This window comes from Glaesserella australis (genome assembly GCF_003260095.1).
In the GTDB taxonomy this organism is placed as follows: Bacteria; Pseudomonadota; Gammaproteobacteria; order Enterobacterales; family Pasteurellaceae; genus Glaesserella; species Glaesserella australis.
Genome location: NZ_PTPX01000014.1, coordinates 61017 through 83650 on the forward strand (window position 1 = coordinate 61017; position 22634 = coordinate 83650).

19 protein-coding genes and 2 pseudogenes are annotated in these 22634 nt (G+C 40.7%); 12 read left to right on the forward strand and 9 right to left on the reverse strand.

The genetic code is table 11. From position 1 onward, the window contains the following. Nucleotides 1-2: 2 nt before the first annotated feature. The 12 genes and pseudogenes from C5N92_RS07170 to C5N92_RS07225 all read left to right on the forward strand — a co-directional run bounded on the left by C5N92_RS07170 (nt 3) and on the right by C5N92_RS07225 (nt 11395). Nucleotides 3-386, forward strand: a complete 384-nt coding sequence (locus tag C5N92_RS07170; protein ID WP_111750165.1) for a phage tail protein — start codon at nt 3-5, stop codon at nt 384-386. Further along, nucleotides 386-766, forward strand: coding sequence for a hypothetical protein (locus tag C5N92_RS07175; RefSeq protein ID WP_111750166.1), 381 nt, complete (start codon nt 386-388; stop codon nt 764-766). Before C5N92_RS07170 ends, C5N92_RS07175 begins: the two co-directional genes overlap by 1 nt. Before the next feature lie 38 nt (nt 767-804). Continuing rightward, complete coding sequence (locus C5N92_RS07180; protein WP_165827751.1) at nt 805-981, forward strand: hypothetical protein; 177 nt, start codon at nt 805-807, stop codon at nt 979-981. Nucleotides 982-1027: 46 nt separating this feature from the next. Then, complete coding sequence (locus C5N92_RS07185) at nt 1028-3280, forward strand: phage tail tape measure protein (protein ID WP_111750168.1); 2253 nt, start codon at nt 1028-1030, stop codon at nt 3278-3280. A 14-nt stretch (nt 3281-3294) separates the two neighbouring features. Further along, nucleotides 3295-4581: a DNA circularization protein gene (locus C5N92_RS07190; RefSeq protein WP_238138426.1), complete on the forward strand. Its 1287-nt coding sequence runs from the start codon at nt 3295-3297 to the stop codon at nt 4579-4581. Continuing rightward, nucleotides 4565-5740 (forward strand): phage baseplate assembly protein, encoded by a 1176-nt coding sequence (locus C5N92_RS07195; RefSeq protein WP_111750170.1) that lies wholly within the window; start codon nt 4565-4567, stop codon nt 5738-5740. Before C5N92_RS07190 ends, C5N92_RS07195 begins: the two co-directional genes overlap by 17 nt. After that, nucleotides 5740-6399 carry a phage baseplate assembly protein V gene (locus C5N92_RS07200; protein ID WP_111750171.1) on the forward strand — a complete coding sequence of 220 codons (660 nt, stop codon included), beginning with the start codon at nt 5740-5742 and terminating at the stop codon, nt 6397-6399. Before C5N92_RS07195 ends, C5N92_RS07200 begins: the two co-directional genes overlap by 1 nt. Nucleotides 6400-6505: 106 nt before the next feature. After that, complete coding sequence (locus C5N92_RS07205) at nt 6506-6856, forward strand: phage GP46 family protein (protein ID WP_111750172.1); 351 nt, start codon at nt 6506-6508, stop codon at nt 6854-6856. Nucleotides 6857-6867: 11 nt separating this feature from the next. Then, nucleotides 6868-7932, forward strand: coding sequence for a baseplate J/gp47 family protein (locus tag C5N92_RS07210; RefSeq protein WP_111750173.1), 1065 nt, complete (start codon nt 6868-6870; stop codon nt 7930-7932). Then, nucleotides 7932-8519 (forward strand): YmfQ family protein, encoded by a 588-nt coding sequence (locus tag C5N92_RS07215; RefSeq protein ID WP_111750174.1) that lies wholly within the window; start codon nt 7932-7934, stop codon nt 8517-8519. Before C5N92_RS07210 ends, C5N92_RS07215 begins: the two co-directional genes overlap by 1 nt. Then, nucleotides 8519-10408, forward strand: coding sequence for a glycosyl hydrolase family 28-related protein (locus C5N92_RS07220; RefSeq protein ID WP_112087441.1), 1890 nt, complete (start codon nt 8519-8521; stop codon nt 10406-10408). The genes C5N92_RS07215 and C5N92_RS07220 overlap by 1 nt, the downstream gene beginning before the upstream one ends. A gap of 202 nt (nt 10409-10610) precedes the next feature. Continuing rightward, nucleotides 10611-11395 (forward strand): annotated as a pseudogene (locus C5N92_RS07225) (hypothetical protein). A gap of 77 nt (nt 11396-11472) precedes the next feature. Here the strand turns inward: C5N92_RS07225 and C5N92_RS07230 are convergent. The 9 genes and pseudogenes from C5N92_RS07230 to lptF all read right to left on the reverse strand — a co-directional run. After that, nucleotides 11473-12531: pseudogene (locus C5N92_RS07230) on the reverse strand (SLC13 family permease); the annotation flags it as partial. A gap of 225 nt (nt 12532-12756) precedes the next feature. Next, nucleotides 12757-13935, reverse strand: a complete 1179-nt coding sequence (locus C5N92_RS07235; protein WP_111750176.1) for an N-acetylmuramoyl-L-alanine amidase — start codon at nt 13933-13935, stop codon at nt 12757-12759. A gap of 17 nt (nt 13936-13952) precedes the next feature. After that, nucleotides 13953-14435, reverse strand: coding sequence for a tRNA (adenosine(37)-N6)-threonylcarbamoyltransferase complex ATPase subunit type 1 TsaE (gene tsaE / locus C5N92_RS07240; RefSeq protein ID WP_111750177.1), 483 nt, complete (start codon nt 14433-14435; stop codon nt 13953-13955). Nucleotides 14436-14441: 6 nt separating this feature from the next. After that, nucleotides 14442-14993, reverse strand: coding sequence for an oligoribonuclease (gene orn, locus C5N92_RS07245; protein ID WP_111750178.1), 552 nt, complete (start codon nt 14991-14993; stop codon nt 14442-14444). 31 nt (nt 14994-15024) lie between these two features. Beyond that, nucleotides 15025-15501, reverse strand: a complete 477-nt coding sequence (coaD, locus tag C5N92_RS07250; protein ID WP_111750179.1) for a pantetheine-phosphate adenylyltransferase — start codon at nt 15499-15501, stop codon at nt 15025-15027. 1 nt (nt 15502) lies between these two features. Beyond that, nucleotides 15503-16783, reverse strand: coding sequence for a lipid IV(A) 3-deoxy-D-manno-octulosonic acid transferase (gene waaA / locus C5N92_RS07255; RefSeq protein ID WP_111750180.1), 1281 nt, complete (start codon nt 16781-16783; stop codon nt 15503-15505). Between the two features lie 13 nt (nt 16784-16796). Beyond that, nucleotides 16797-20273: a DNA polymerase III subunit alpha gene (gene dnaE / locus C5N92_RS07260; protein WP_111750181.1), complete on the reverse strand. Its 3477-nt coding sequence runs from the start codon at nt 20271-20273 to the stop codon at nt 16797-16799. A 113-nt stretch (nt 20274-20386) separates the two neighbouring features. After that, the gene (gene lptG, locus C5N92_RS07265) at nt 20387-21454 is read right to left on the reverse strand and encodes an LPS export ABC transporter permease LptG (RefSeq protein ID WP_111750182.1); all 1068 of its coding nucleotides are present in this window, start codon (nt 21452-21454) and stop codon (nt 20387-20389) included. After that, nucleotides 21454-22551 (reverse strand): LPS export ABC transporter permease LptF, encoded by a 1098-nt coding sequence (lptF, locus tag C5N92_RS07270; protein ID WP_111750183.1) that lies wholly within the window; start codon nt 22549-22551, stop codon nt 21454-21456. The genes lptG and lptF overlap by 1 nt, the downstream gene beginning before the upstream one ends. Nucleotides 22552-22634: the final 83 nt, after the last annotated feature.

Below are 22634 nucleotides of genomic sequence, written 5' to 3' on the forward strand. Positions count from 1 at the left end.
AAATGTCAGAGTATGTTGGTGCTATTGTGCTTGAGGTTGATAGCTTAGAGATCGAGGTAACCAAATGCGACCCTAAAGTAAATACAGGGCGAAAAGGCGTGAAAACATTTAATAGTTCTGGTCGAATGAAAGGGTTCATTCAGGGTATTGCCGAATACACACTCTCTATTACAGCCGTTAAACCTAAAACAGAAGATGGCACAATTATTGATGTTGATTGGGAAAACCTTACAAACGCCAAGATTACGATTTATCCATTGGGCGATGAAAGTAATCGCACTACATATCAAGGTTGTTTTTCAACTGAAGTAGGCGAAAGCTATACGGTAGATAACGAAGCCGTAATAGATATTCAACTCGGTGCATTAAGAAAGGTGATTGAGTAATGGAATTAACCAAAAGTGGCTTATTGCTTCTCGGCTTGCCATATAACGGCAAGCTCTATTTCGAAGCGAAAGTCCACGCAATGACGATTGGCGATGAATGTGAGGCTCTGGAAGCTATTGAAAATAGTAAGAAAGAAGCGTCATCAATAGATTCTAAAGTCGTGCAAAATATGCTGGTTGATTTGGCATATTTGAGTGCTCAGATTGAGATTGTTGGTATTCCTAAATCAGCGCTAACACCTCGCTTTTTGCTTGAAAACTTATCCACAGATGATTACGCCATTTTGTTCAGCTTAATTGATGATGTCAGAAAAAAGCGTATCGACGCTGGGGAAAGCCCAGAAACAGCGGACGACAAAGCAAGCACGAAACCAGCGTAAATGAAGCCTACACCCATTATCGCCGAGCGGTAATGGTGTTGTCTAAGTTTGGTTTTAGTGCAAAAGATGTATGGGCAATGACAACGGTGGAAATTAGTGCTTGGGTTGAAACTTACCAAGAAAGTCTAGGTATTAAGCCAAAAGAGGACAACACCGTCGTGTCTAAACGGATACCGCTTGCCGAAATCAAGAAGCAATATCAAAAGGGGCTTTAATGCCTCTTTTTTTATATTTTAAATAAAGTTTAAAGGACTTTTAAAAATGGCAGATTTTGATTTAAAGCTACAAATTAAAGCTGAAGATAAAGCCAGTCAGCAAATTGAAGCCGTTGCTAAAAAAGTAAAAAGAGCAAATGACGAGATTAAAAGCTCGACAAAACAAAGCGAATTCGCCCAACAAGAAGCGAAGCAAAGAACAGCGCAGGTGGCACAACAACACGCTACAAAAGCAGAAATGTTGGCAAAGCGTGTAGCGAGTGCACAACGCACGCTCGGTGTACGAGCTGAGCGTGATTTACAAGCCGAGCTTAGACGCACACGTCAAGCCTATGACATTTTGGCTAAAAGTGGTGTTGCTTCTGCTCGTGATCTTGCTAGAGCCAAAGAGCAGGTTATTAAAAAAGAGCGAGAGCTACGAGCGGAAATGGGTAAAACCCCAATGGGGCAACGATTAGCAGGCATTGGACAAAACGCAATGGGGCTGGTTGCAGGCGCAACTGCTGGTGCAATGGTAATGACAAACCCTGTGCGAAAATCTATGGGGTATGACCGAGATTTAGCAATGGTGGCAAATACAGCTTTTTCAGATCGTGATGCGGCTGGACGTATTGAGGGGAAAAAAGAACTCAATAAGGCGGTTCAAAATGCGGTTACCACAGGCGGTGGTACAAAAGAAGATGCACTAGCATCACTTAATGCACTTCTAGCCTCTGGGATGAAAGCAAATACAGCGATGAATCTTTTGCCAACATTACAAAAAGCAAGCACCGCAACAGGGGCAAGTGCGGAAGAATTAGCGGCGATTACCGTATCTGCTTTACAGAATGGTATTGCGGAAGCGGATATTGGCAAAGCGTTAGATATGGCAGTTGCTGCTGGACAAGCTGGACAGTTTGAATTGCGTGATATGGCGAAATGGTTGCCACAACAGATGGCAAAAGCGAATGCAATGGGGCTAACTGGGCTTGAGGGCTTTCAGACTTTATTAGTTGCCAATCAACAAGCACGAGTAACAGCAGGTACAAATGATGAAGCCGGTAATAATCTATCTAATCTCTTAGGCAAAATAACAGCAAAAGAGACCGCAGAACGTTTTTCAAAGATTGAATATAAAGATAAAAACGGGAAATTAAGGGAAATTAACTATCTCAAATCAATGGAAGCATATAAATCTCAAGGGAAAAATTCACTTGAGGCGTTTATGTCTATTATGGATCAGGTTGTAAGTGGTAATGATGGTTACAAGGCATTACAAGAAAAGTTAAAAACCGCAAAGAAAGAAGATCAACAAAAAATCTTAACTGAAATGGCAAAACTCTTTGAGGGTTCGGCAATCGCTGAAATTGTTTCTGATCAACAAGCCCTGATGGCATTGCTTGGTATTCGTAATAACGTGCAGTTGGGAAAAGAGGTAAACAGCCAAGTGCAAAATAGTCAAGGTGCGATTAATACCTCTTATGCCGTGATTGCTGATACTAATGCACATAAAGTCGAAGCGGTTAAATCTGCAGCGGAATTTGCACAAATGGAAAGCCTTAAAGGGTTTAATGATTTACTCGGCGATGCCAGCGTGAAACTGACAGAATATGCCAATAAATATCCTGAATTAACGACAGCAGTTGCAGGTGCAGCAACAGGTGTTGCTGCAATCGGAGCTGCGGCACTTGCAGCAGCAGGCTCAATTACTCTGCTTGGGAAAAATAAAAGTGTTGGCGGTGGTATAAGTGATATTTTGGATACGGCAACAAGCGGGAAAGGTGCGGGGAAATACTTAAAATGGGGTTCTCGCATTGCGGGTGTTGCTGGTGTTGCAACAATGTTGCACGGAGACCAAGCCCCAATGTCAGAAGAACGTAAAGCACAGTTAGCTGATTCTACATATCAAGCAGAACAGCTTTACAAGCATAAAAAAGAAGTGCTTGGTAGCCGTTTTCACTCATTTTTCCGAAGTGATGAAACGCTGTCACAATACCGTAAAGATGTAGCGGCTTATGAAGCCAACCAACAAGCAAGACCCGTTAGTGGTGGCTTATTTGGAGTGGCAAAACAAATTAGCCAACTGAATAGTCAGCAAAATGGGCTCAAAGGGCAAGTTGATTCAGCGACAGAAGTATTAAATAACTATCAAGCTGATTTTAAAGCCTTTGGCGATACCATTTCGGCAGGTTTGCAAGCAGGTTTAGCTTCGCAAACGCATACGCTTGATAACCGTATCACAGTAGAGCTTGATGGTAATGTTATCGCTGAGCAGGTGTCCCAGAAACAATTTAACTTTATGAACCGAGGGGTAGCGTGATGTGGATTGTGCCAATGCAAACAGCCTCTTACAAAGGTGTGAAGTTTGAGACGATCTCGGTCAATGATAGCTTTGACCGAGCGCTCGTAAGCCATAGCTATCCCTATGTAAATGGCGAAGATTTAGAAGATATGGGCTTAAATGCCCACAATGTTCAAATGCAAGCCATTTTTAATGGCGAAGGGTTTTACACAGACCTTAAAAAATTCCTTAACGTATTGCAACAGCAAGGTGCAGGCGTGCTTGTACACCCTATTTTAGGTCGAATGCCAAATATGGTGTGTGCTTCCGCATCAATTCGTTTTGATGCTGAAAACGTGAATTATTGTGCTTTGGACTTGAGTTTTAAAGAGGCTGGTGAACCTACGCCTATCTTTGTGTTCGAGTCTGCCATTTTAAGTAAGATTGATAACCTCATTGCTGAATTGGAAGCGGTTTTCGAAGCAGGAAGTGATTATTGGTCTGCCGTGATGAATGCGGCAAGTGCTGGTGCAAACTGGAAAGCGAGAGTGCTAGGCTTATGGGGTGGGTTGTACGCCACATTTGAAAGTGTGAGAACATTGTTCGGATTGGATAACAAGAAATACCATATTTCGGGCACAGCTTCTAAAACCAAGTTTAATACGCAAGCCAGTGAGGCAATGATGCAATTAAAAGAAATGGTAGAAATTGGGCTTGAGACAACCTCTCAGCGTTCTGCGCTTACCTTTCAGGCTCGCTTACGGAATATGACAGAGGCGGTGGCAAATATGAAAGCAATCCCACAGGCTATTTCCGAAGATGAAACGCTTAACCGTTCCAAAACGGTTAAACTGAAGCATAGTGATGTTGCCGAGTTATCTATGATGCTTGACCTTATTGCCTTTAGTAAATTTACCGAGTTTGCTGTGCTTCTAATTGAAGATGAACAAGATACGTTAATTACTTATGAACTTGAGGCATTAAATTATGCGGTAAGAATTGAGGCACTTGGTCTAATTAATAAAATTCGAGCTTCACAGCGAGCTGATATGGAAGTTGAGCCGAGTGCGAAAACCACAGCAATTTATGAAACGAGCGAAGCATTAATTGAATCGCTACGCCAAACTACGCACGATTTTTCGGCACTTGTTATTGCAGCAATCAACCGTAAACCGCCATTAATGGTGCGGAGTAGTCCGTTGAATGGCACTATTCATCAAATCGCTCACGCATTCTATGGCGATTACACCCGAGCAGATGAACTCTTATTACTGAATCCTACCATTCGTTTGCCGAATTTTATTAAAGAGGGAGACTTGCTAAATGCTTACGCCAAATAGAATTGAAGTAGAAATTGATGGTGCAGTACATCACCATTGGAAAAGTTATGATATAGATAGCGATTTTCTCATTCCTGCTGATGCTTTTAGTTTTGAGTTAGGTGTGGCAAGTGATAATAATGTTCTGCCAAACTTTGCAGGAAAATCGGCAAAAGTATTTATTAATGGTTCGTTGGTAATGACTGGCATTGTTGATACCACAGAGCATAATTTAAAGAAAGGGCAACGTACATATAATATCAATGGGCGTGATTACGCCTCTATCTTGTTAGATTGTTCAGCACCGATTACCAATGTGAAAGGTTTAACATTGATCGATGCAGTGAGAAAGATAGCTACACCTCTTGGTATTAAAAATATTGAGTTAAAAGCGGAAAGTAACCCAAAACTGGATAAAGTTGATATAGATATTGGCGAAACAGCGTGGGAAGCGATTAAGCGGTGTGCAAATTCCGCTGGTTTGCATCCTTGGTTTAGTGCTGATGGCATTCTGATTATCGGTGGCGCAGATTATTCCTCTCCACCCGTGGCAACGCTTTGTTGTATGAAAAATGGCGAGAAAAATAACTTTAGTGAAGCACAAGTTACTTTTGATGTGTCGCAACGATATAGCGAAGTAACCTTTTTAGGACAAACGCACGGCAAATTAGATGATGATAACAAAAACGACCTAAAGTGGGTTTGGAAAGACACGTCAATGCAAGTTTACAAACCCAAGACTGTCGTTTTAGGTGATGTTGAAAATTTAGAGGCTTTAAAAAAACACGCCAAGAAACAGTTATCAGACTGGAAATTAGATGAGTTTAGCTTAAAAATTATTGTGCCTGATCATAAAATGCAAGATGGCACATTATGGCAAACGGGACAACGAGTGCATATCATTATTGAAGAATATGAGATTGATGCCATTTTCTTTTTAATGGGACGGCGATTTATGTTATCTCGAACAGGTGGCACGCAAACCGAGCTTCGCTTCAAGCAAGATGGTGTTTGGACGCCCGATGCTTATCCTGATAAATCCGAGAAAGCTCGTCATCGTCGAGGTAAGAAAGGTAAAGATGATAATTCAACTTCTAAATCGAAAAGACGCAAAGGAAGAAAATCGAAAAGAGCTAAAAAAGCAAGAGCAGAAGAAATTGTGTTGGGGTTAGAAGAGTAATGCGACGACTTTCAAATAGAGTAAAAGGCATTGCACAAGAAGTGGGTAATGCGGTGCGTAATGCTTTCAGAGGTGTGCTTACGGTAGTCTCAACTAAAGATAACATCTCTAAAGCACAAGTAACAGGTTTAGCTGATGAGTTGCTTTCTGATGTGGAACTAATGCAACATTTTGGTTTTACGTCTGCTCCGCCAGCGGGTTCGCAAGTAGTGGTTTTGCCTGTTGGTGGTAAAACCACACACAGTATTATCATCGCCACAGAAAATGGGGCTTTTCGGGTTAAAAACTTAAAAAGTGGCGAAGTGGCAATCTATGATCAGTCAGGTTCAACTATCGTCTTAAAGGCGGGGCGAATGATTGAAGTAGATTGTGATGAGTTTGTGCTAAAATGTAAAAAATATAGCGTAAATGCAACACAAGAAGCAAAATTTAACACCCCAATACTTGAAACCTCGCAGAAGTTAATTGCGCAAGGGCAATTTACGGGCAATGGTGGATTAAGTGTTCAAGGTGGCGATGGTGCAACATTTTCTGGCGATATTACCCAAACCTCTGGTGGTTTTACAACAGATGGCGATGTAACTGCCAATGGGACTTCACTCAGAAGCCACTTACACACCGAACAAGGCGATGGTAAACCAACCTCTTCGCCTATCTAATTTTACAAGCGGTCGAATTTGCAAAAGTTTGTACAAATAAGACCGCTTATCCCTCACTGAACCCTATCACTCTCTTTCATTTCCTCAAACGCTCTAACATAGCAATATGGACAGAGAAATCAGCCCGCTCACGGGAGACTACACATCTAAACGAATCAGTACACTGCAAAATGCCGTGTATATCAGATTGACTACACCTTTAGGCTCTTGGTGGGCAGATGGGCGTGTAGGTTCTCTGCTCCATACTCTTCAACGTGAAAAAGATTTGCCAAATATTGGCAGATTGGCGCAGCAATATGCCGAAGAAGCATTACAACCGCTTATTAATGACGGTAGAGCTTCAGCTATCGAGGTCAGTTATGAACAACCAGCTGGTGGCATATTGCGTCTCTATATTTCAGTTACCGATAACAGGGGCAACACCTTTAAATTTGAACACCCTGTAAAACTTGTTTAAAAGGGCTTTAAATGGCGTTTATTACCCCAACTCTTGAAGAAATTCGAGCGGATATTTTAAGAGATATTCGCTCGCTCGACCCGACGGCAGATATTGAGGTCGATTCCGATTACTACGTGCGAGCTTCTGCACTTGCATCTTGTCTTTCGGGGCTCTACGCCCACCAAAAATGGATTGTGCGACAAGCCTTTCCTGATACCGCCGACTCCGATTATCTCGAAATGCACGCATCTCTTCGAAAGATTTATCGTAAAAATGCAACATACGCAAGTGGCACCTTAAAAGTGTTTGGACAAGTGGGGGCTATAGTAACCGAGAATTTACAGATTAAAAATAGTAATTTTTATTACGCTACAAGATCCAATGCTGTTATTAATGCTGATGGTTTTGCAATAGTAAAGGTAATTGCTCTAGCAACAGGCTCATCGAGTAATGTTAAATCGGAAAAAAAAGCAATATTTATGGCCGCACCAGTAGGTATATCAACAGAATGTCTTTTACTTGCAGATATAACTGGTGGGACAGAAGCAGAAAGTGATGCAGAGTTATTAACTAGATTATTAGAGCGTATTCGTCGCCCTCCTTCAGGGGGTAACAAAAATGACTTTCGTCAATGGGCAGAAAGTATTGATGGTGTGACCTCAGCATTTGTTTACCCCTTAAGACGAGGTGAAGGCACTGTGGATATTGCGATCACCTCTGGCGACACTGTGCCAAGCGATGAAATTGTGCAAGCTGTACAGGCTTATATCGACGCAGTCCGCCCTGTTACAGCGAAGTCGGTTTATGTGCTGAAACCAGTGGAAAAGCAAGTGGATTTTGAAATCAGAGTGCAACTTGATTCAGATACTACGCTGGACGTGGTGAAGGTGGAAATCGAAAACGCTTTGGCAAATTACTTCCTCTCCCTCAAACCCGCTGACACCTTAATTATCTCGCAAATTGAGGCGGTGATTAGTGATTTGGTTGGTGTGGTAGATCGTGAAATTGTACAACCGACCCGAAATCAGACGATTGATGCTTACCGTGAAATGGGCTGGTTTAGGTTAGGCAATGTGAATGTGGAGTTGATGTGATGGTAACGATTAACTCTAAACACGGCAAGGCATTGGGCGGTTTATTACCGCCTGTATCGTATGACCTAAACGGCAGGTGGCTGGCGTTATCCCTCGAAGTTGAAGGGCGGGAATTAGATCGCATTGATGCCCGTGCCAAGACCTTAACCGATGCCGTTGATGTATCAAGCGGCATTTTTATCGACGACTGGGAGCGAGTTTGCGGCTTAACGGCAAATAGCTCTCTGCCGCTTGAAATTCGAATTGAGCGAGTGATTGCGAAGTTAAATCAGCTTGGAGGGTTGTCGATTGGGTACATCACTCAAGTTGCTAAAGATTTGGGCTACTGCATAAAAATTAACGAACCTCAGCCATTTATTGCAGGGATTAGTCGAACTGGGGATATGCTTTGGCACAAAGATATTATGTGGACATTCTTTGTGGATGTTTGCAACCCGACAGATGACTACGAACGTTTTAGAGCTGGTATATCAAAAGCTGGCGATGCATTGATGGGGCGATATAGAGACCCTGTATTAGAAAGTTTATTGGAAGAAGTCAAACCTGCATTTAGTCGTGTGTGGGTCAGATATTTAGGAGATTTTTAGTGAAAAAAGTAATGAATCCAATCAATACTCCCACACAGCGTTTTAAAGATGGTAATCCTGCAACAGGCGAATATGGCACGATTGTGACTGCTGAATTTTTGAATAACGTCCAAGATTCGGTTATCAATACCCAACAAGAATTGCACAGTGTACTTACTGAAGCGGGAATCGAAGCAAATAATGAACAACTTGATCAGGTAGCTAAAGCAATCAAGAAAATTGCGGGCGATGCTACTCGTGATAATTTTAACGAATTAGCCAATCCTGATGGCTACAAACTCGTGGGTCGTTGTAAATCAGTTGCCGAATTACGCACTATCCGCCCGACAGAGCATGGTCAGCGGATTTTGGTCGATAGCTATTATGAAAATGGCACTACGGGTGGTGGTGAGTTTGTAGCTGACTTGAAAGATATGATTACGCCTGATAATGGTGGTTCGTGTATTGTTGTTGATAATAATGCGGGACGATGGAAACGGGTCATTAAAAATGGTTATGTCTCTGTGACTGATTTTGGGGCAATGGGCGATGGTTCCTCTGATGACACAACATCTCTGAATGCGGCTCATAGATCACATAATAACGTCTATTATCCTCAAGGCGTGTACAAAATAACCAACCCATTATTGCTGAAATCAAACACTAATATTAACGGTGCTGGTGTTGGATTAACAATCATAAAACATGGGGTAAGTCATGCATTTAAAAATTCGGCTTATAAAACAGGGGGAGGTGAAAAAAATATTACAATTAAAAATATCTCCTTTGATGCAGAATCAAAATTTGATGGTGGAATCAGCATGGTAGGAGTGTCTGATATATTGATTGATAATTGCGAATTCGGGTATATCAAACCTGAAGGAGTAACAGTAGGTATTGGTATAGGCGGTTTATCGAACAACATCACCGTATCTAATTGTAATTTTGATGTACAGGATTACGGGATTGTTTTTGATTCAACTAGCGAAAACAAAGTTATCGAAAATATCAGAATACGCGGCAATAAAATAAGAACAGTATGGGGTAGCGGTATATCGCTAAGCCGAAACATTAAAAGGGTTGTCGTAGCCAATAATAATATCTCCGTAGTAAGTCCCGACAATACTATCGGAATTGGTATTAAAATTTGGCAAGGCTCTAGTAAAAATGTAGCACCCGAAGATATTATTATTAGTGGCAACACTTTCTTAGGTACGCAAAACAGACAAAATATTCAAGCTGTCTCTGTTGCGAACTGGTCAAGTAATATACAAGTGTCAAATAACACCTTTAGAGAAGTGACTTATGCACTATTTAATAATTTTTCTGGAGGGGCATATAACATAGCATTTTCAAACAATTTAATTGTGGACAGCGATAATGGATTTTATAACGACAATTCGTCTGATGTTCAGCCAGTCATTGTAAGTAATATTTTTAAAAATATTACAAACTACGCCATCCGAACGTCATTATATAAAGGGATTATCTCCCTTAATAAAATTAATGATGTTGGTGCTAAGGCAGTGTACTTAAATTTACCTGCCGAAGAGGCAATTATTAGTAATAATAACTTTAATTCAATCGGTGAAGAAGTCATCTATTTTTCTGGGGGCGGAAATACAAATGAGCTATGTTCAATTACTGGGAACATCATGTCTTATGCATCTCAAAATGCGGATAATAATTTCCCAGTTATTAAGCTCAATAATCAAAGCCATATTATTTCTGGCAATTTAATTCGTAATGATGGAGAAGTTCGACCCTCATATATTATTGGAGGCGATACGAGCCAGGGCAATCGAGTTATCACTAATAATTTCATGTACGGAGCAAGACAAGGATACTTACAGTATTCTGCTGAATCAGATGTGTATGCTAATAATATTGAGCGAGGGGGTATTGGATAACTGATTTTACTTATGCATTAAGACAATAAATTAAAAAAGTAAACTAGAATCAGTTGGCTGGAATTGTAAGTTGGCTGTGATTTTAAATAAAAAGGAGATGTTGCGATAATGGAAAAAGAGCAAAATACTGGCAAGCAAGCAAGCAAGCAAAAGTGTAGCCTACATTAAACAGGCTCCGCTACCATTTATTGGGCAGAAGCGGATGTTTTTAAAGCATTTTGAGCAAGTGCTAAACAATATCCCAAATGATGGTGAGGGTTGGACGATTGTTGATGTGTTTGGTGGTAGTGGATTGCTTTCGCATACCGCCAAACGGCTCAAACCCAAAGCCCGTGTGATTTACAACGATTACGATAATTACAGCGAGCGTTTACAGCACATTGATGATATTAACCGGCTACGCCGTATTATCGCCGATTTAGTGGCTGCCACTCCTAAATACAAGCGGTTAGATAATGCCAAAAAATTGCAAATTATTGAAGCGATTGAAGCATTTCAAGGTTATAAAGACCTGCATATTTTATGCAGCTGGTTGGCGTTTAGCGGTCAACAAGTTAGCACTTTTGATGAGCTGTACAAACAAAATTTCTGGCATTGCGTCCGCCAAAGCGATTACCCAACCGCAGATGGCTATTTAGACGGTGTGGAGATTGTACGAGAGTCATTTCATCAACTTGTGCCATGCTTTACCGGGCAACCTAACACGCTGTTAGTGCTTGACCCACCGTATCTCTGCACACATCAAGAGAGCTACAAGCAAGAGCGTTATTTTGATTTGGTGGATTTCCTGCGGCTAATTCACCTAACAAAACCACCTTATGTGTGTTCTTTAGTTCGACCAAAAGCGAGTTTATCCGCTTTATTGATGCAATGGTCGAAGACAAATGGGACAACTGGCAGGCTTTTTATGATACGCAACGTGTCGTAGTACAAACCTCAGCAAGTTATAACGGCAAGTATGAGGATAATATGGTTTATAAATTCTAAATTCAAACGCCCTTTAATGATGATTTAAAGGGCGTTTGTTTTCAGTTTATTTTGCATAACTTTTGTGCTTACGGCTATGCAAAATGATTTGCAAAACTATGCAAAATAAATCGACAGCTTACAAATAGGATCATTAAAGATACAAAGCCTACATTTAAATGACTGATTTTTTCAACATAGTGTGAAGCAATATTTTGTTCTTCAATTGCTAAGCCTAATGCTAAACCGCCAGCCACGAGCATTAATGTATCCCAAGGTAGTTTACGAATATCATCACCATCTAGCACCCCAAGCATGGTTAATCCCACAATAGGAATACCTGCAGCAGCGGCAACAGGCATACCGATCCATTTAGATGTGAGCCAACAGAAGAGTGTAATACTTAAGATAGCAAGGACGATCCATTTTTGTGTTTTTTCTTCCTCTGAGTTGCTTTCAGGGATATTGGTTATAAAATCTAATTGAAGTTCAGCCTGTTCTTTGATGCGATAGCGTATAACAAGCACACGCCAAAAAGTATAAAGTAATACAAAAGCGATAGGTGTACCGATGAGCATCCATTCTAAGAAACTCACAGAATAGCCAGCATTTTCTAATGCGCCGACAGCAATGGCATTAGGGGGTGATCCGATGATTGTTCCCATACCACCAATAGATGCAGCTGCAGGAATACCTAATAATAGCGCTCGAGATAAATTCGCTTTCTTGTCTAAATTAACGAAAATAGGGCTAATTGTGGCAATCATCATTGCGGTGGTTGCTGTATTACTCATAAACATTGACATTAATGCCGTAATAAACATTAATCCCCATAATACATTTCTTGGATCTTTTCCAAATTTGGGGAGAAGATGTTTGAGTAATAAGCTATCTAGATTGGTTTTTTTCATCGCTTCAGCTAAAAAGAAACCGCCTAGAAATAGCCAAATGACGCTATCAGACCATGTCTGCAGATATTTCATGGCATTTTTTGCATCTTCTTGTCCCATAATTAAAACGAGAAAACCAATAATAAGAATACCTACAGAAAATGGTGGAATTGCCTCGGTTACCCACAGACAAATGGCAAAGAAAAGTAAAAAGAGTACTTGATTTTGGGTTTGTGTAAATGTTGAGTCTGAAAGCATATTTGCCATAATAAAGGCAAATAGAATTGAAAAAACAAAGAATAAAACTTTACGTTTTCTTGCTAGGGCAAGGGGATATTGGGTGAGCTTCTTCAATGAAGCATAACGGGAATCTGCCATGTTAGCCTCCAAGAAATAACTAATACAGCTTTATTTTACAAAAGAGATTAAAAATAAAATGTGCTCCCATTCAAATTGCTAAAAAAATAGCAACCAATCGGTTGCTATTTTGATTTATTTCAATTTTAACTTCTTGCCAACGACAATTTTATTTTCCTTAATATTGTTTAATTGACTTAATTTTTCAGGGGTAGTTTTATACATTCTCGCAATAGAGTAAAGTGTTTCATCTTGTTGTACCACATGGAAAGAGGCATTTGGATTAACAATTTTTTCACCTTTTTCTGTTTTGGTTGATTTTATCTCTTTAGCTTCTTTTGAACTCTCTTTTTTATTCGTCGTAGTACTTTTCGTTTTTTCTACTGCTGATTGTACTTTCTCTTTTGAAGATGTTTTGTCTTTGGTTGATTTATTGTCATCTGTTTTGGATTTCTTTTCAGTCTCTTTAGAGACTGATTTTTCTGATGTTTTTGTTACTTTCTCATCAGATTTTCTCTCAGTTTTTATCTCTTTATAAACGGCTTTATTGCCTTGATTTGGCAATTTACGACGATAATCTACCAAACCTTGGTAAATAGCTTGAGCAACTTGGCGGCGATAGGCTTTTGTTGCTAATTTTTGCTCTTCCGTTGCATTAGATAAAAAACCGGTTTCAACTAAAATAGAAGGAATATCAGGAGAGCGTAATACGCTCAGACTTGCATGCTGAGGTGAATTTTTAGCAAGTTGAGTGATGTTTCTCATTTTTCCTAATACCGTTTTCCCTAATTCGTAACCTGAACGTTGTGAATGTGAAAATTGGAGATCGAGTACAGTTTGGTTGAGATAACGTTCCTGATTATTTGATAATACTGAACCTGCGCCTCCGAGTAATTCAGATTGTTTTTCGTGATCTTCTAGCCATTTTCCTAACTCATCATTAGCTCTACGGTTCGATAAAACCCAAACAGATGCACCACGCAAATTATCAGAACTTGGCGATGAATCGGCATGGATAGAGACAAGATAGTTTGCTTTGTTTTTACGTGCAATTTCAGTCCGTTCAGGCAGTTGAATAAAATAATCCCCTTTACGTGTCATGACTGCTTTAAAATTAGGATCTGCATCTAATAAAGCTTTTAATTCTTTTGCAATCGCAAGGGTGACTTCTTTTTCCTTAATCCCTAAATTTTTACCAATAGCGCCTGGGTCTTTACCACCATGGCCAGCATCAATAGCGATAGTTAGTTTTGCTTGTACAGAAAAGCTTGTAAATAAGGTAACAAGGAAAAAATAGCGTAATAACTTTTGCATAACGTATCCCAAGCGGTCTAATTTTTTGAATAATTTACTAAAATTTGTTTTGCAGTTTCGGTTTGTGGTAATAAATGGAGATTTCTTCCATTATCAGCATAGTCAATTTGAATAATGAAATCTGCATCTGGGATCATACCTTCACCACGCGTTGCCCATTCAAGTAGACAAAGCGTTTGTGGACGGAAATAGTCTCGAATCCCCATAAATTCTAATTCTTCTGGATCACTTAAACGGTATAAGTCGAAATGATACAAAGAAAAAGGGGATAAGTTGTATTCTTCAACTAATGTATAAGTTGGGCTTTTCACATTTCCAGTATGCCCAAAGGCTTTGACAATACTACGAGTTAGCGTCGTTTTACCTGCACCAAGTTCTCCATTTAAATAAATCACAAACGATGCAGATGGCTCTTTCGCTAAATGATCTTTTAGCGTTAAAGCAAAAGTATGACCAAAGTTGAGCATTTCTTCTTCGGTCGCAAAATAAAATGAAAGCATAAATAGTTAATCTAAATTAATAAAGTGAGTACGATAAAATTTTAGTTCTTCAATAGATTCTTTTATATCATCTAGAGCTAAATGGGTATTTTTTTTATTAAATTGTTTGAGCATCTCAGGTTTCCAACGGCTTGCCAACTCTTTTAAGGTACTCACATCTAAATGACGATAATGGAAGTAATCGGCTAAATCAGGCATATACTTATAAAGAAAACGTTTATCCTGAGCAATACTATTTCCACAAATCGGTGAAGCGCCTTTGGGCACCCATTTTTTTAAGAAATCAATGGTTTGTAATTCAGCGGCTCGTTCGGTTAATTTACTTTGTTTAACTCGCTCAACAAGCCCATTCTCTGTATGAGTTTTGACACACCAATCACTCATTTTATTTAATAGCTCATCACTTTGGTGCACAGCCAATACTGGCCCTTCGGCAAGGATATTGAGATCTTTGTCGGTAACAATAGTGGCAATTTCAATGATACGTTCTTTTTCAGGATCAAGCCCCGTCATTTCGAGATCGATCCAAATTAAATTTTGTTTATCTTGTTGGCTCATCTGTTCTTTCCTTCATTTACAAAATATTGGCTTAATCTAACCGCTTGAGAGCATCTATAACGGGCTGAGGTACAAATTGCTCGACATTACCATTGTGTCGGTAAATTTCTCTGACCATTGTCGATGAAAGGTAACGCCACTCCACCGCTGGCGGTAGGAAAATGGTTTCTAAATGACCAGAGAGTTTTTGATTAAGCTGAGCAAGCTGAATTTCATACTCTATATCATCCGCCCCACGAATACCTCGTATAAGGCTGGTGGCATTGTGCTGTTTAGCAAAATCAACGAGCAATCCACTAAATCCAATCACTTCAACATTATTGAACATTTTGCAACTTTCTTTCACTAAGTTTACGCGTTGTTCGAGTGTAAAAAGTGGTTGTTTGGATGGATTGTAAGCTACGGCAACGATAGTTTTATCAAAAAGTTTGCTCGCACGCTGAATAATATCTAAATGTCCATTTGTAATGGGATCAAAAGTCCCTGCATAAATTACTGTTTGTTGCATATCATTTTTCTAAATAGGGAGAAAGCAATTCAAGATGACGAGAGAGCGCACCTTGGTTTTCTTTAAGTACTTCAAATCCTGCTTGGCTAATAGATTTTCCAAGTTCAGGATGTTCAAAAAAATAGTTAACCGCTTCAACAATCGCGGATACATCGCTTTTAATTTCAATTACCCCTTTGACTTCTCGTAATTTTGCAAAAATCTCAGGAAAGTTAAAAGTATGTACACCTGAAATGACTGGAAGTTCAAACGCGATTGGTTCTAATGGGTTATGCCCACCATGTTTGACTAAACTTCCACCAACAAAAGCAACTTGGGCAAGCCCATAAAGTAGCATCATTTCTCCCATGGTATCACCCAGTAAAACAGATGTTGTACGTTGGAGTGGTACTCCTGAAGAACGTGTCACATAGCTAACTTGCATTTTTTGTAATAAATTTTCGACATCATCAAATCGTTCAGGATGCCTTGGGACTAAAATAAGCACTAAATCAGGGTATGTTTTAACAAGTTGTTGATGTGCTTCAAGCAACATTTTCTCTTCACCTTCATGCGTACTTCCCGCTATCCATACTGGACGAGTAGTCAACTGAAGTTGTTGCTCCGCTTCTTTTACCTTTGCTCTCTGCAAGTCTGTAATTTCTAAGTCAAACTTCAGATTTCCAGTATTAACTAAGTGATTGGCATTAAAACCTAAATAAATATAGCGATCTGCACTGACTTTATCTTGCGCTAAAATCAGATCAATTTCGCTAAACATCGTTTGAAGGTAAGATTTTATCCAACCATAACGCTTTGCAGAACGCGGAGAAAGACGAGCATTAGCAATCACAAAGGGGATATTTCTTTGATGAATTTGCCTAATTAAATTTGGCCAAAGCTCAGTTTCAATGACAATGACCAGTTTAGGTTCCACGAAATCTAGGAATCGTTTAATTGCATCAGGTAAGTCATAAGGCAAGTAAAGATGGTGAACTGAATCTCCAAATGCCGCATCTACACGCGCAGAGCCTGTGGGGGTAACGGTTGTTACTGTAATCGCTAAGCTTGGATATTTTTCTTGAATAGCTTTAATCAGTGGCGTTGCTGCAATAACTTCTCCAACAGAAGCAGCGTGAACGACAATGCCTTGTTTTTGAGGCTTTATTTCGCCACTATAAAAGCCATAGCGTTCATTCAATCGTTTACGGTAATCTGGTGACTTCCCACCTTTTTTCCACATAAAAAAAAGTACTAAAGGCTGAATAAGATAGCCAAGAAAGGTGTAAATTAAACGCAACATAATATTCTCATATCTATTCAAACTCCAATTCTACGGCACTTTCACCTAGAAAGGATTTTAATTGTATTAGCATAGCTTCTTTTGGTGTAACCCGCCATTCAATACCACTTCGTAGTAAGACTCGTCCTTCAGGGCTTTCATAGTAAAAGTGAAGCGGTAGTGTTCCCTCTTTGTATGGCTCGATAATAGCGGTCAGATCTTTAACAAATTTTGCAGAAAGCTGTTCTTGTTTAATCGCCAACGCCAAACTTCTTGCATAACGGCTACGGGCTTCGTCAAGGGTAATCATCTCACGCACCGCCATTTTTAAGCCGCCACTGAAATCATCGTGTTGCACCGAACCTGTAGCGATAATAATCTGATCTTTTTGTAGCAGATCGCCATAGTTTTCAAGGGCTTCTGAAAAGAGCGTTAAATCCATTTTGCCCGAACGGTCTTCAATAGTGGCAATACCGAGACGATTACCTTTTTTGGTGGTCGCAATTCTGGCTCCCATAATCAAGCCTGCCACTGTGGTGGTTTGCCCACGATAAGTCGGCTGAACTTCATTTAATTTATTTGGAGCATAATGGGAAAGCTCTTTTAAAAAGCGTCCGACAGGATGTCCGCTCAAATATAAGCCTAAAGTTGCTTTTTCATTGTCCAAAATGGTTTGTTCCGTCCATTTCGGCGTGTTGGCATAGGCATTTTGCACTTCTTCGGGAGTTTCGGTTAACACACCGAACATATCGCTTTGCCCTAAGGCTTCCATTTTGCTATGTTGATCGGACGCTTTCAGGGCATCTTCTAAATTCTTCATTAACGCCGCACGGTGTGGACCGAGCTTGTCAAACGCCCCAGCCATAATTAAGCCTTCAAAGGTGCGGCGGTTTACTTTTCGCAAATCGACACGAGCGGTCAGATCGAACAGATCTTTGAAAATCCCGTCTTTGTTACGAGCGTCTAACATCGCATCTATCGGGCCTTCGCCCACGCCTTTGATTGCCCCTAAGCCATAGACAATTTCGCCTTTTTCATTGACGCTAAAACGGTGTTTTCCGCTGTTAATATCAGGCGGCACCACGGTTAAGCCCATATTGATACATTCATCATAAAAGCCAACGATTTTATCGGTGTTGTCCATCTCGGAAGTCATTACCGCCGCCATAAACTCCGCAGGATAGTGGGTTTTGAGCCATAAGGTTTGGTAAGAGACCAACGCATAAGCCGCCGAGTGCGATTTGTTAAAGCCATAGCCTGCGAATTTTTCCACCAAGTCGAAAATTTTCATCGCCAACTCGCCGTCAATACCTTGCTTTTTCGCTCCCTCTTCAAAAGTCGCCCGTTGAGCCGCCATTTCTTCAGGCTTTTTCTTACCCATTGCACGACGCAATAAGTCCGCTCCGCCCAACGTATAGCCTGCCAACACCTGTGCAATCTGCATTACCTGCTCTTGATAGACGATAATGCCGTAAGTCGGCTCTAAAATCGGTTGTAGAGACGGGTGCTGATATTGGGCATCAGGATACGCAATCTGCTCTTTGCCGTGTTTACGGTCGATAAAGTTCTGCACCATTCCCGATTCAAGCGGACCAGGACGGAACAGGGCTACCAACGCAATAATATCTTCAAAGTTACTCGGCTGAAGTCGTGAAATCAGATCTTTCATTCCACGGGACTCTAGCTGGAACACCGCTGTGGTTTTCGCCGCTTTCAGCAATTTGAATGCTTTTTCATCATCAAGGGGAATGCTCTCAATCCGTACAGGCTCTTTGCCCTCTCGCTCAAGGCGTTGATTGATCATTTCCAACGCCCATTTAATAATGGTGAGCGTCCGCAAGCCTAAGAAGTCAAACTTCACTAAGCCTGCATATTCCACATCATTTTTATCGAAATGGGTAACAGGGTGCAAGCCCTCACTGTCGCAATATAACGGTGAAAAATCGGTGATCGCCGTTGGGGCAATCACCACGCCCCCAGCGTGTTTTCCTGCATTTCGGGTAACGCCCTCGAGCTTACGAGCCATATCCACCAACGCTTTGACTTCTTCATCAGTATCGTAAAGTTCAGGCAATTTCGGCTCAACATCAAAGGCTTTCGCCAGCGTCATACCTGGATCAGGCGGAATGAGTTTGGAAATTCGATCCACAAAGCTGTAAGGGTGTCCTAACACACGCCCAACATCTCGGATTACCGCTTTCGCCGCCATTGTACCAAAGGTGATAATCTGCGAAACGGCTTGGCGACCATAGGTTTCAGAGACGTGTTCAATCACCCGATCTCGACCGTCCATACAGAAATCCACGTCAAAGTCAGGCATTGAGACACGTTCAGGGTTTAAAAAACGCTCAAAAAGAAGATCAAACTCAAGGGGATCTAAATCGGTAATTTTCAAGGCATACGCCACCAACGATCCTGCCCCCGAGCCACGTCCTGGACCAACAGGAATATCGTTATCTTTCGACCACTGGATAAACTCCATTACAATCAAGAAGTAACCTGGAAAGCCCATTTGGTTGATCACATCAAGTTCAACTTGCAATCTTTCATCATAAACTGACCGCTTGCTTGCTCGAACATCAGGATCAGGGAACAGAAACGCCAACCGTTCTTCCAAACCTTCACGGGCTTTTTTCACTAAAAAGTCTTCGGTTGAAAGCTCACCTGTCGGGAAATTCGGTAAAAAATACTCACCCAAGCGAATCGTCACATTACAGCGTTGAGCAATTAGCAAGGTATTGTCAAGGGCTTGGGGTAAGTCGGCAAACAGGCGACACATCTCTTCTTCGGAACGGAAGTATTGCTGTTCCGAATACTTTTGCGGACGTTTCGGATCGTCTAGGGTAAAGCTGTCGTGAATGGCGACACGGATTTCGTGGGCTTCAAAATCGTCCTGTTTTAAAAACATCACATCATTGACAGCCACCAGCGGAATGGCAAATTTTTGTGAGAAAGTGACCGCTTGTTGAATATAACGTTCTTCGTCAGCACGCCCTGTTCGACAAAGGGAAAGGTAATAATGGTTCGGGAAATGTTGCTGATAAAACGCGAGTAACTGTTCCGCTTCAAGCAAATTTTCTTTGAGTAACGCCTTGCCGACATCACCATTGCGACCGCCTGAAAGCAAAATAATGCCATCATTATGTTCCGCCAACCACGCTTTTTCCACAATCGGAAATTCGACATAGCCTTGTTGATAAGCCTTTGAAAGTAAAAGGGTAATGTTGTGATAGCCAGTATTGTTTTTTGCCAATAAAGTGAGTTCAAACAGCTCATCGCTGTCAGGCTCGGTACGCACCACCACGTCCGCTCCGACAATCGGCTTCACCCCAGCCCCTAACGCTTCACCATAAAACCGCACCAAACCGCAAAAGTTCGTAAAATCGGTCAATGCCATTGCCACCATATTGTTGGCAACGCAAGTTTTGACCAACGGCTTCACTTTGGCTAAGCCGTTAATCATCGAGAAATCACTGTGAACTTTTAGGTGAACAAAACGGGGTTGGGACATAGGATCCTTTTATTTCAAAATTAGTAGGGACACACTGCGTGTGTCCATTTTATGCGTAAAAACAATGTTTAACGGACACACGCAGTGTGTCCCTACAATCGTTCAAGATATATCTAATCTCGCTTCTTATTCAACAACCACCAAACCACAATCAGACAGAGTAGACTTGGAGTCAATGCCCCTATCGGCACAGGTAGCCAAGAAACGACAAGGCTTAAATTACCAAAGACAATGTTCGCTACATAGAAAACGAAGCCAGCTAAAATCCCAATCACGATTTTCGCTCCCATTGTACTGCTACGCAATGGACCGAAAATAAAGGAAATCGCCAGTAACATCATCACCGCCATTGAAATCGGTTGGAAGACTTTTCGCCAAAATGTGATCTCAAAACGTTTTGGATCTTGCCCTGTTTCTTTTAAGAATCCTACATAATCAGCCAGTCCACTGATCGACAATGATTCAGGTTTTAATGAAACAATACCTAATTTACTTGGCGTAATGCTTGTTTGCCAAGGTTGATCTGCTTCTTTGGTTTGCACAATATTATTTTCATGAATCTCAGATTTTTCTACTTTCTGTAATACCCATCCTTGTTCTGAATAGGTGGCTTTTTCAGCTTGCTTAATCGATTTTAATTCACGATTTTCAAATTGATAAATCAATAAGTTATTTAAATTGCGTTCATCTTGAATTTGGCGGATATAGATGAAATCTTTGCCATCTTTCGCCCAAAAACCACCTTGTGTCGCCAGCATTGAACCGCCACTTTGAGCAATAGAACGCATATTACGGGCATATTGCTCCGTTTGCGGCACGCCCCATTCGCCCATGATCATGGTTATAATCATCAGCGGAATAGCGGTTTTCATCACAGCTAAACCGATACGGAAACGAGAAAAGCCAGCTGATTGCATAACCACCAATTCGCTACGGCTTGCCAAGCCACCTAAGCCCATCAATGAGCCTAATAATGCGGCGATTGGGAAAAAGGTTTCAATATCTCGTGGAATCGTTAATAACGTGTAATATGCAGCGTGTAAGCCGTCATAATTTCCTTGTCCTACTGCTCTAAATTCTTCTACGAATTTAATAATTGCTCCAAGCCCAACTAACATAAAAAGTGTGAGCATAATGGCTGCTAGAATGGTTTTTCCGATATAACGCTCTAATACATTCATTAGCTTGCCACCTTTTTAGTTGAAAAACGATAACGTAGTGCTGAGAGCCATTTGCTGTCCCAACTATTTAATATGATGCCCAGAATTAAAAATGCCACAGAGACGGCGGGCATTAAGAGTGAAACATCTACTTTTCCTGAGCTGCCTGCTGATTTCAGTGAACTTTGTAATAGGAAATAGATTAAATAGAGCAATAAAGCAGGCAATAATTTCGCAAAACGCCCTTGACGTGGATTAACGCTACTCATCGGCACAGCAAGCAATGCCATTAACGGTACAGCAAAAATCAATGCCAAACGCCATTGTAATTCTGATTTTGCTTCAGGTGAGTTTTCGGCAATTAACTTTTTAAAATCTGCACGTTGTACTAATTTTTCATCGCTTTCTACATCTTGATACCCAAGATAAGCCGTGTAGCTATCAAAGTGAGAGATTCGGAAATCCGCACTTCGTGATGTTCCTTCATAGCGAGTGCTATTGGCTAAATTTAATAGTTGATCACCATTTGGTAGCCCTTGTAATTCGCCTGTTTCAGCAACGACTACTGATGGTTTATTTTTCTTTTGCTGATCAGGTTGGAATACATAAATATCATTAATTCTGTTATCTTGGATATTATCAATGAACAGGACATATCCCCCCGCTGACATAAATTGTCCAGCAGATAATGCGGCAAATCGTGGATTTGCTTTGGCTTCTGCTAACATTTCACTTTGTTTGTTAATTGCCCATGGTGTTAACCAAAAGACGTTATAGGTAGCAAGCGCTGTAGTAAAAAGTGATAAAAAAAGTGCTGATTTAACCAATAGTCCTTGTCCTACGCCACAAGCACGCATCACAGTAATTTCACTTTCCGCATAAAAACGCCCTAAAGTGAGCAAAAGAGCAATAAAAAGCGATAATGGCAACATCAGCTGTGCCATTGTCGGCATACCCAATCCGAGTAGGCTTAATACAAGATCTGTCGGTACTTTTCCGCTCACTGCCGAGCTTAATACTCGGACTAATTGTTGGCAGAAGAAGATCACTAACAGTATGAAAAGTATAGCAATTTGGCTCTTAAAAATTTCTTTCGTTAAATATCGACTTAAAATCACGACAAAGTTCTCATTTTAGCAATTTAATGCTTGCAATTTTTAAGCAAGTAGGTAGCTTTACGACCAGTATTTTGATTGCAAGT

What these genes read in the sequence shown, in the direction of transcription:
- C5N92_RS07210 (WP_111750173.1), top strand. Translation starts at nt 6,868, where the DNA reads ATGGCGTTTATTACCCCAACTCTTGAAGAAATTCGAGCGGATATTTTA.
- C5N92_RS07200 (WP_111750171.1), top strand. Translation starts at nt 5,740, where the DNA reads ATGCGACGACTTTCAAATAGAGTAAAAGGCATTGCACAAGAAGTGGGT.
- lptG (WP_111750182.1), bottom strand. Translation starts at nt 21,454, where the DNA reads ATGAATGTATTAGAGCGTTATATCGGAAAAACCATTCTAGCAGCCATT.
- tsaE (WP_111750177.1), bottom strand. Translation starts at nt 14,435, where the DNA reads ATGCTTTCATTTTATTTTGCGACCGAAGAAGAAATGCTCAACTTTGGT.
- orn (WP_111750178.1), bottom strand. Translation starts at nt 14,993, where the DNA reads ATGAGCCAACAAGATAAACAAAATTTAATTTGGATCGATCTCGAAATG.
- waaA (WP_111750180.1), bottom strand. Translation starts at nt 16,783, where the DNA reads ATGTTGCGTTTAATTTACACCTTTCTTGGCTATCTTATTCAGCCTTTA.
- C5N92_RS07215 (WP_111750174.1), top strand. Translation starts at nt 7,932, where the DNA reads ATGGTAACGATTAACTCTAAACACGGCAAGGCATTGGGCGGTTTATTA.
- coaD (WP_111750179.1), bottom strand. Translation starts at nt 15,501, where the DNA reads ATGCAACAAACAGTAATTTATGCAGGGACTTTTGATCCCATTACAAAT.
- C5N92_RS07195 (WP_111750170.1), top strand. Translation starts at nt 4,565, where the DNA reads ATGCTTACGCCAAATAGAATTGAAGTAGAAATTGATGGTGCAGTACAT.
- C5N92_RS07235 (WP_111750176.1), bottom strand. Translation starts at nt 13,935, where the DNA reads ATGCAAAAGTTATTACGCTATTTTTTCCTTGTTACCTTATTTACAAGC.
- C5N92_RS07185 (WP_111750168.1), top strand. Translation starts at nt 1,028, where the DNA reads ATGGCAGATTTTGATTTAAAGCTACAAATTAAAGCTGAAGATAAAGCC.
- C5N92_RS07170 (WP_111750165.1), top strand. Translation starts at nt 3, where the DNA reads ATGTCAGAGTATGTTGGTGCTATTGTGCTTGAGGTTGATAGCTTAGAG.
- dnaE (WP_111750181.1), bottom strand. Translation starts at nt 20,273, where the DNA reads ATGTCCCAACCCCGTTTTGTTCACCTAAAAGTTCACAGTGATTTCTCG.
- C5N92_RS07175 (WP_111750166.1), top strand. Translation starts at nt 386, where the DNA reads ATGGAATTAACCAAAAGTGGCTTATTGCTTCTCGGCTTGCCATATAAC.
- C5N92_RS07205 (WP_111750172.1), top strand. Translation starts at nt 6,506, where the DNA reads ATGGACAGAGAAATCAGCCCGCTCACGGGAGACTACACATCTAAACGA.
- C5N92_RS07190 (WP_238138426.1), top strand. Translation starts at nt 3,295, where the DNA reads ATGCAAACAGCCTCTTACAAAGGTGTGAAGTTTGAGACGATCTCGGTC.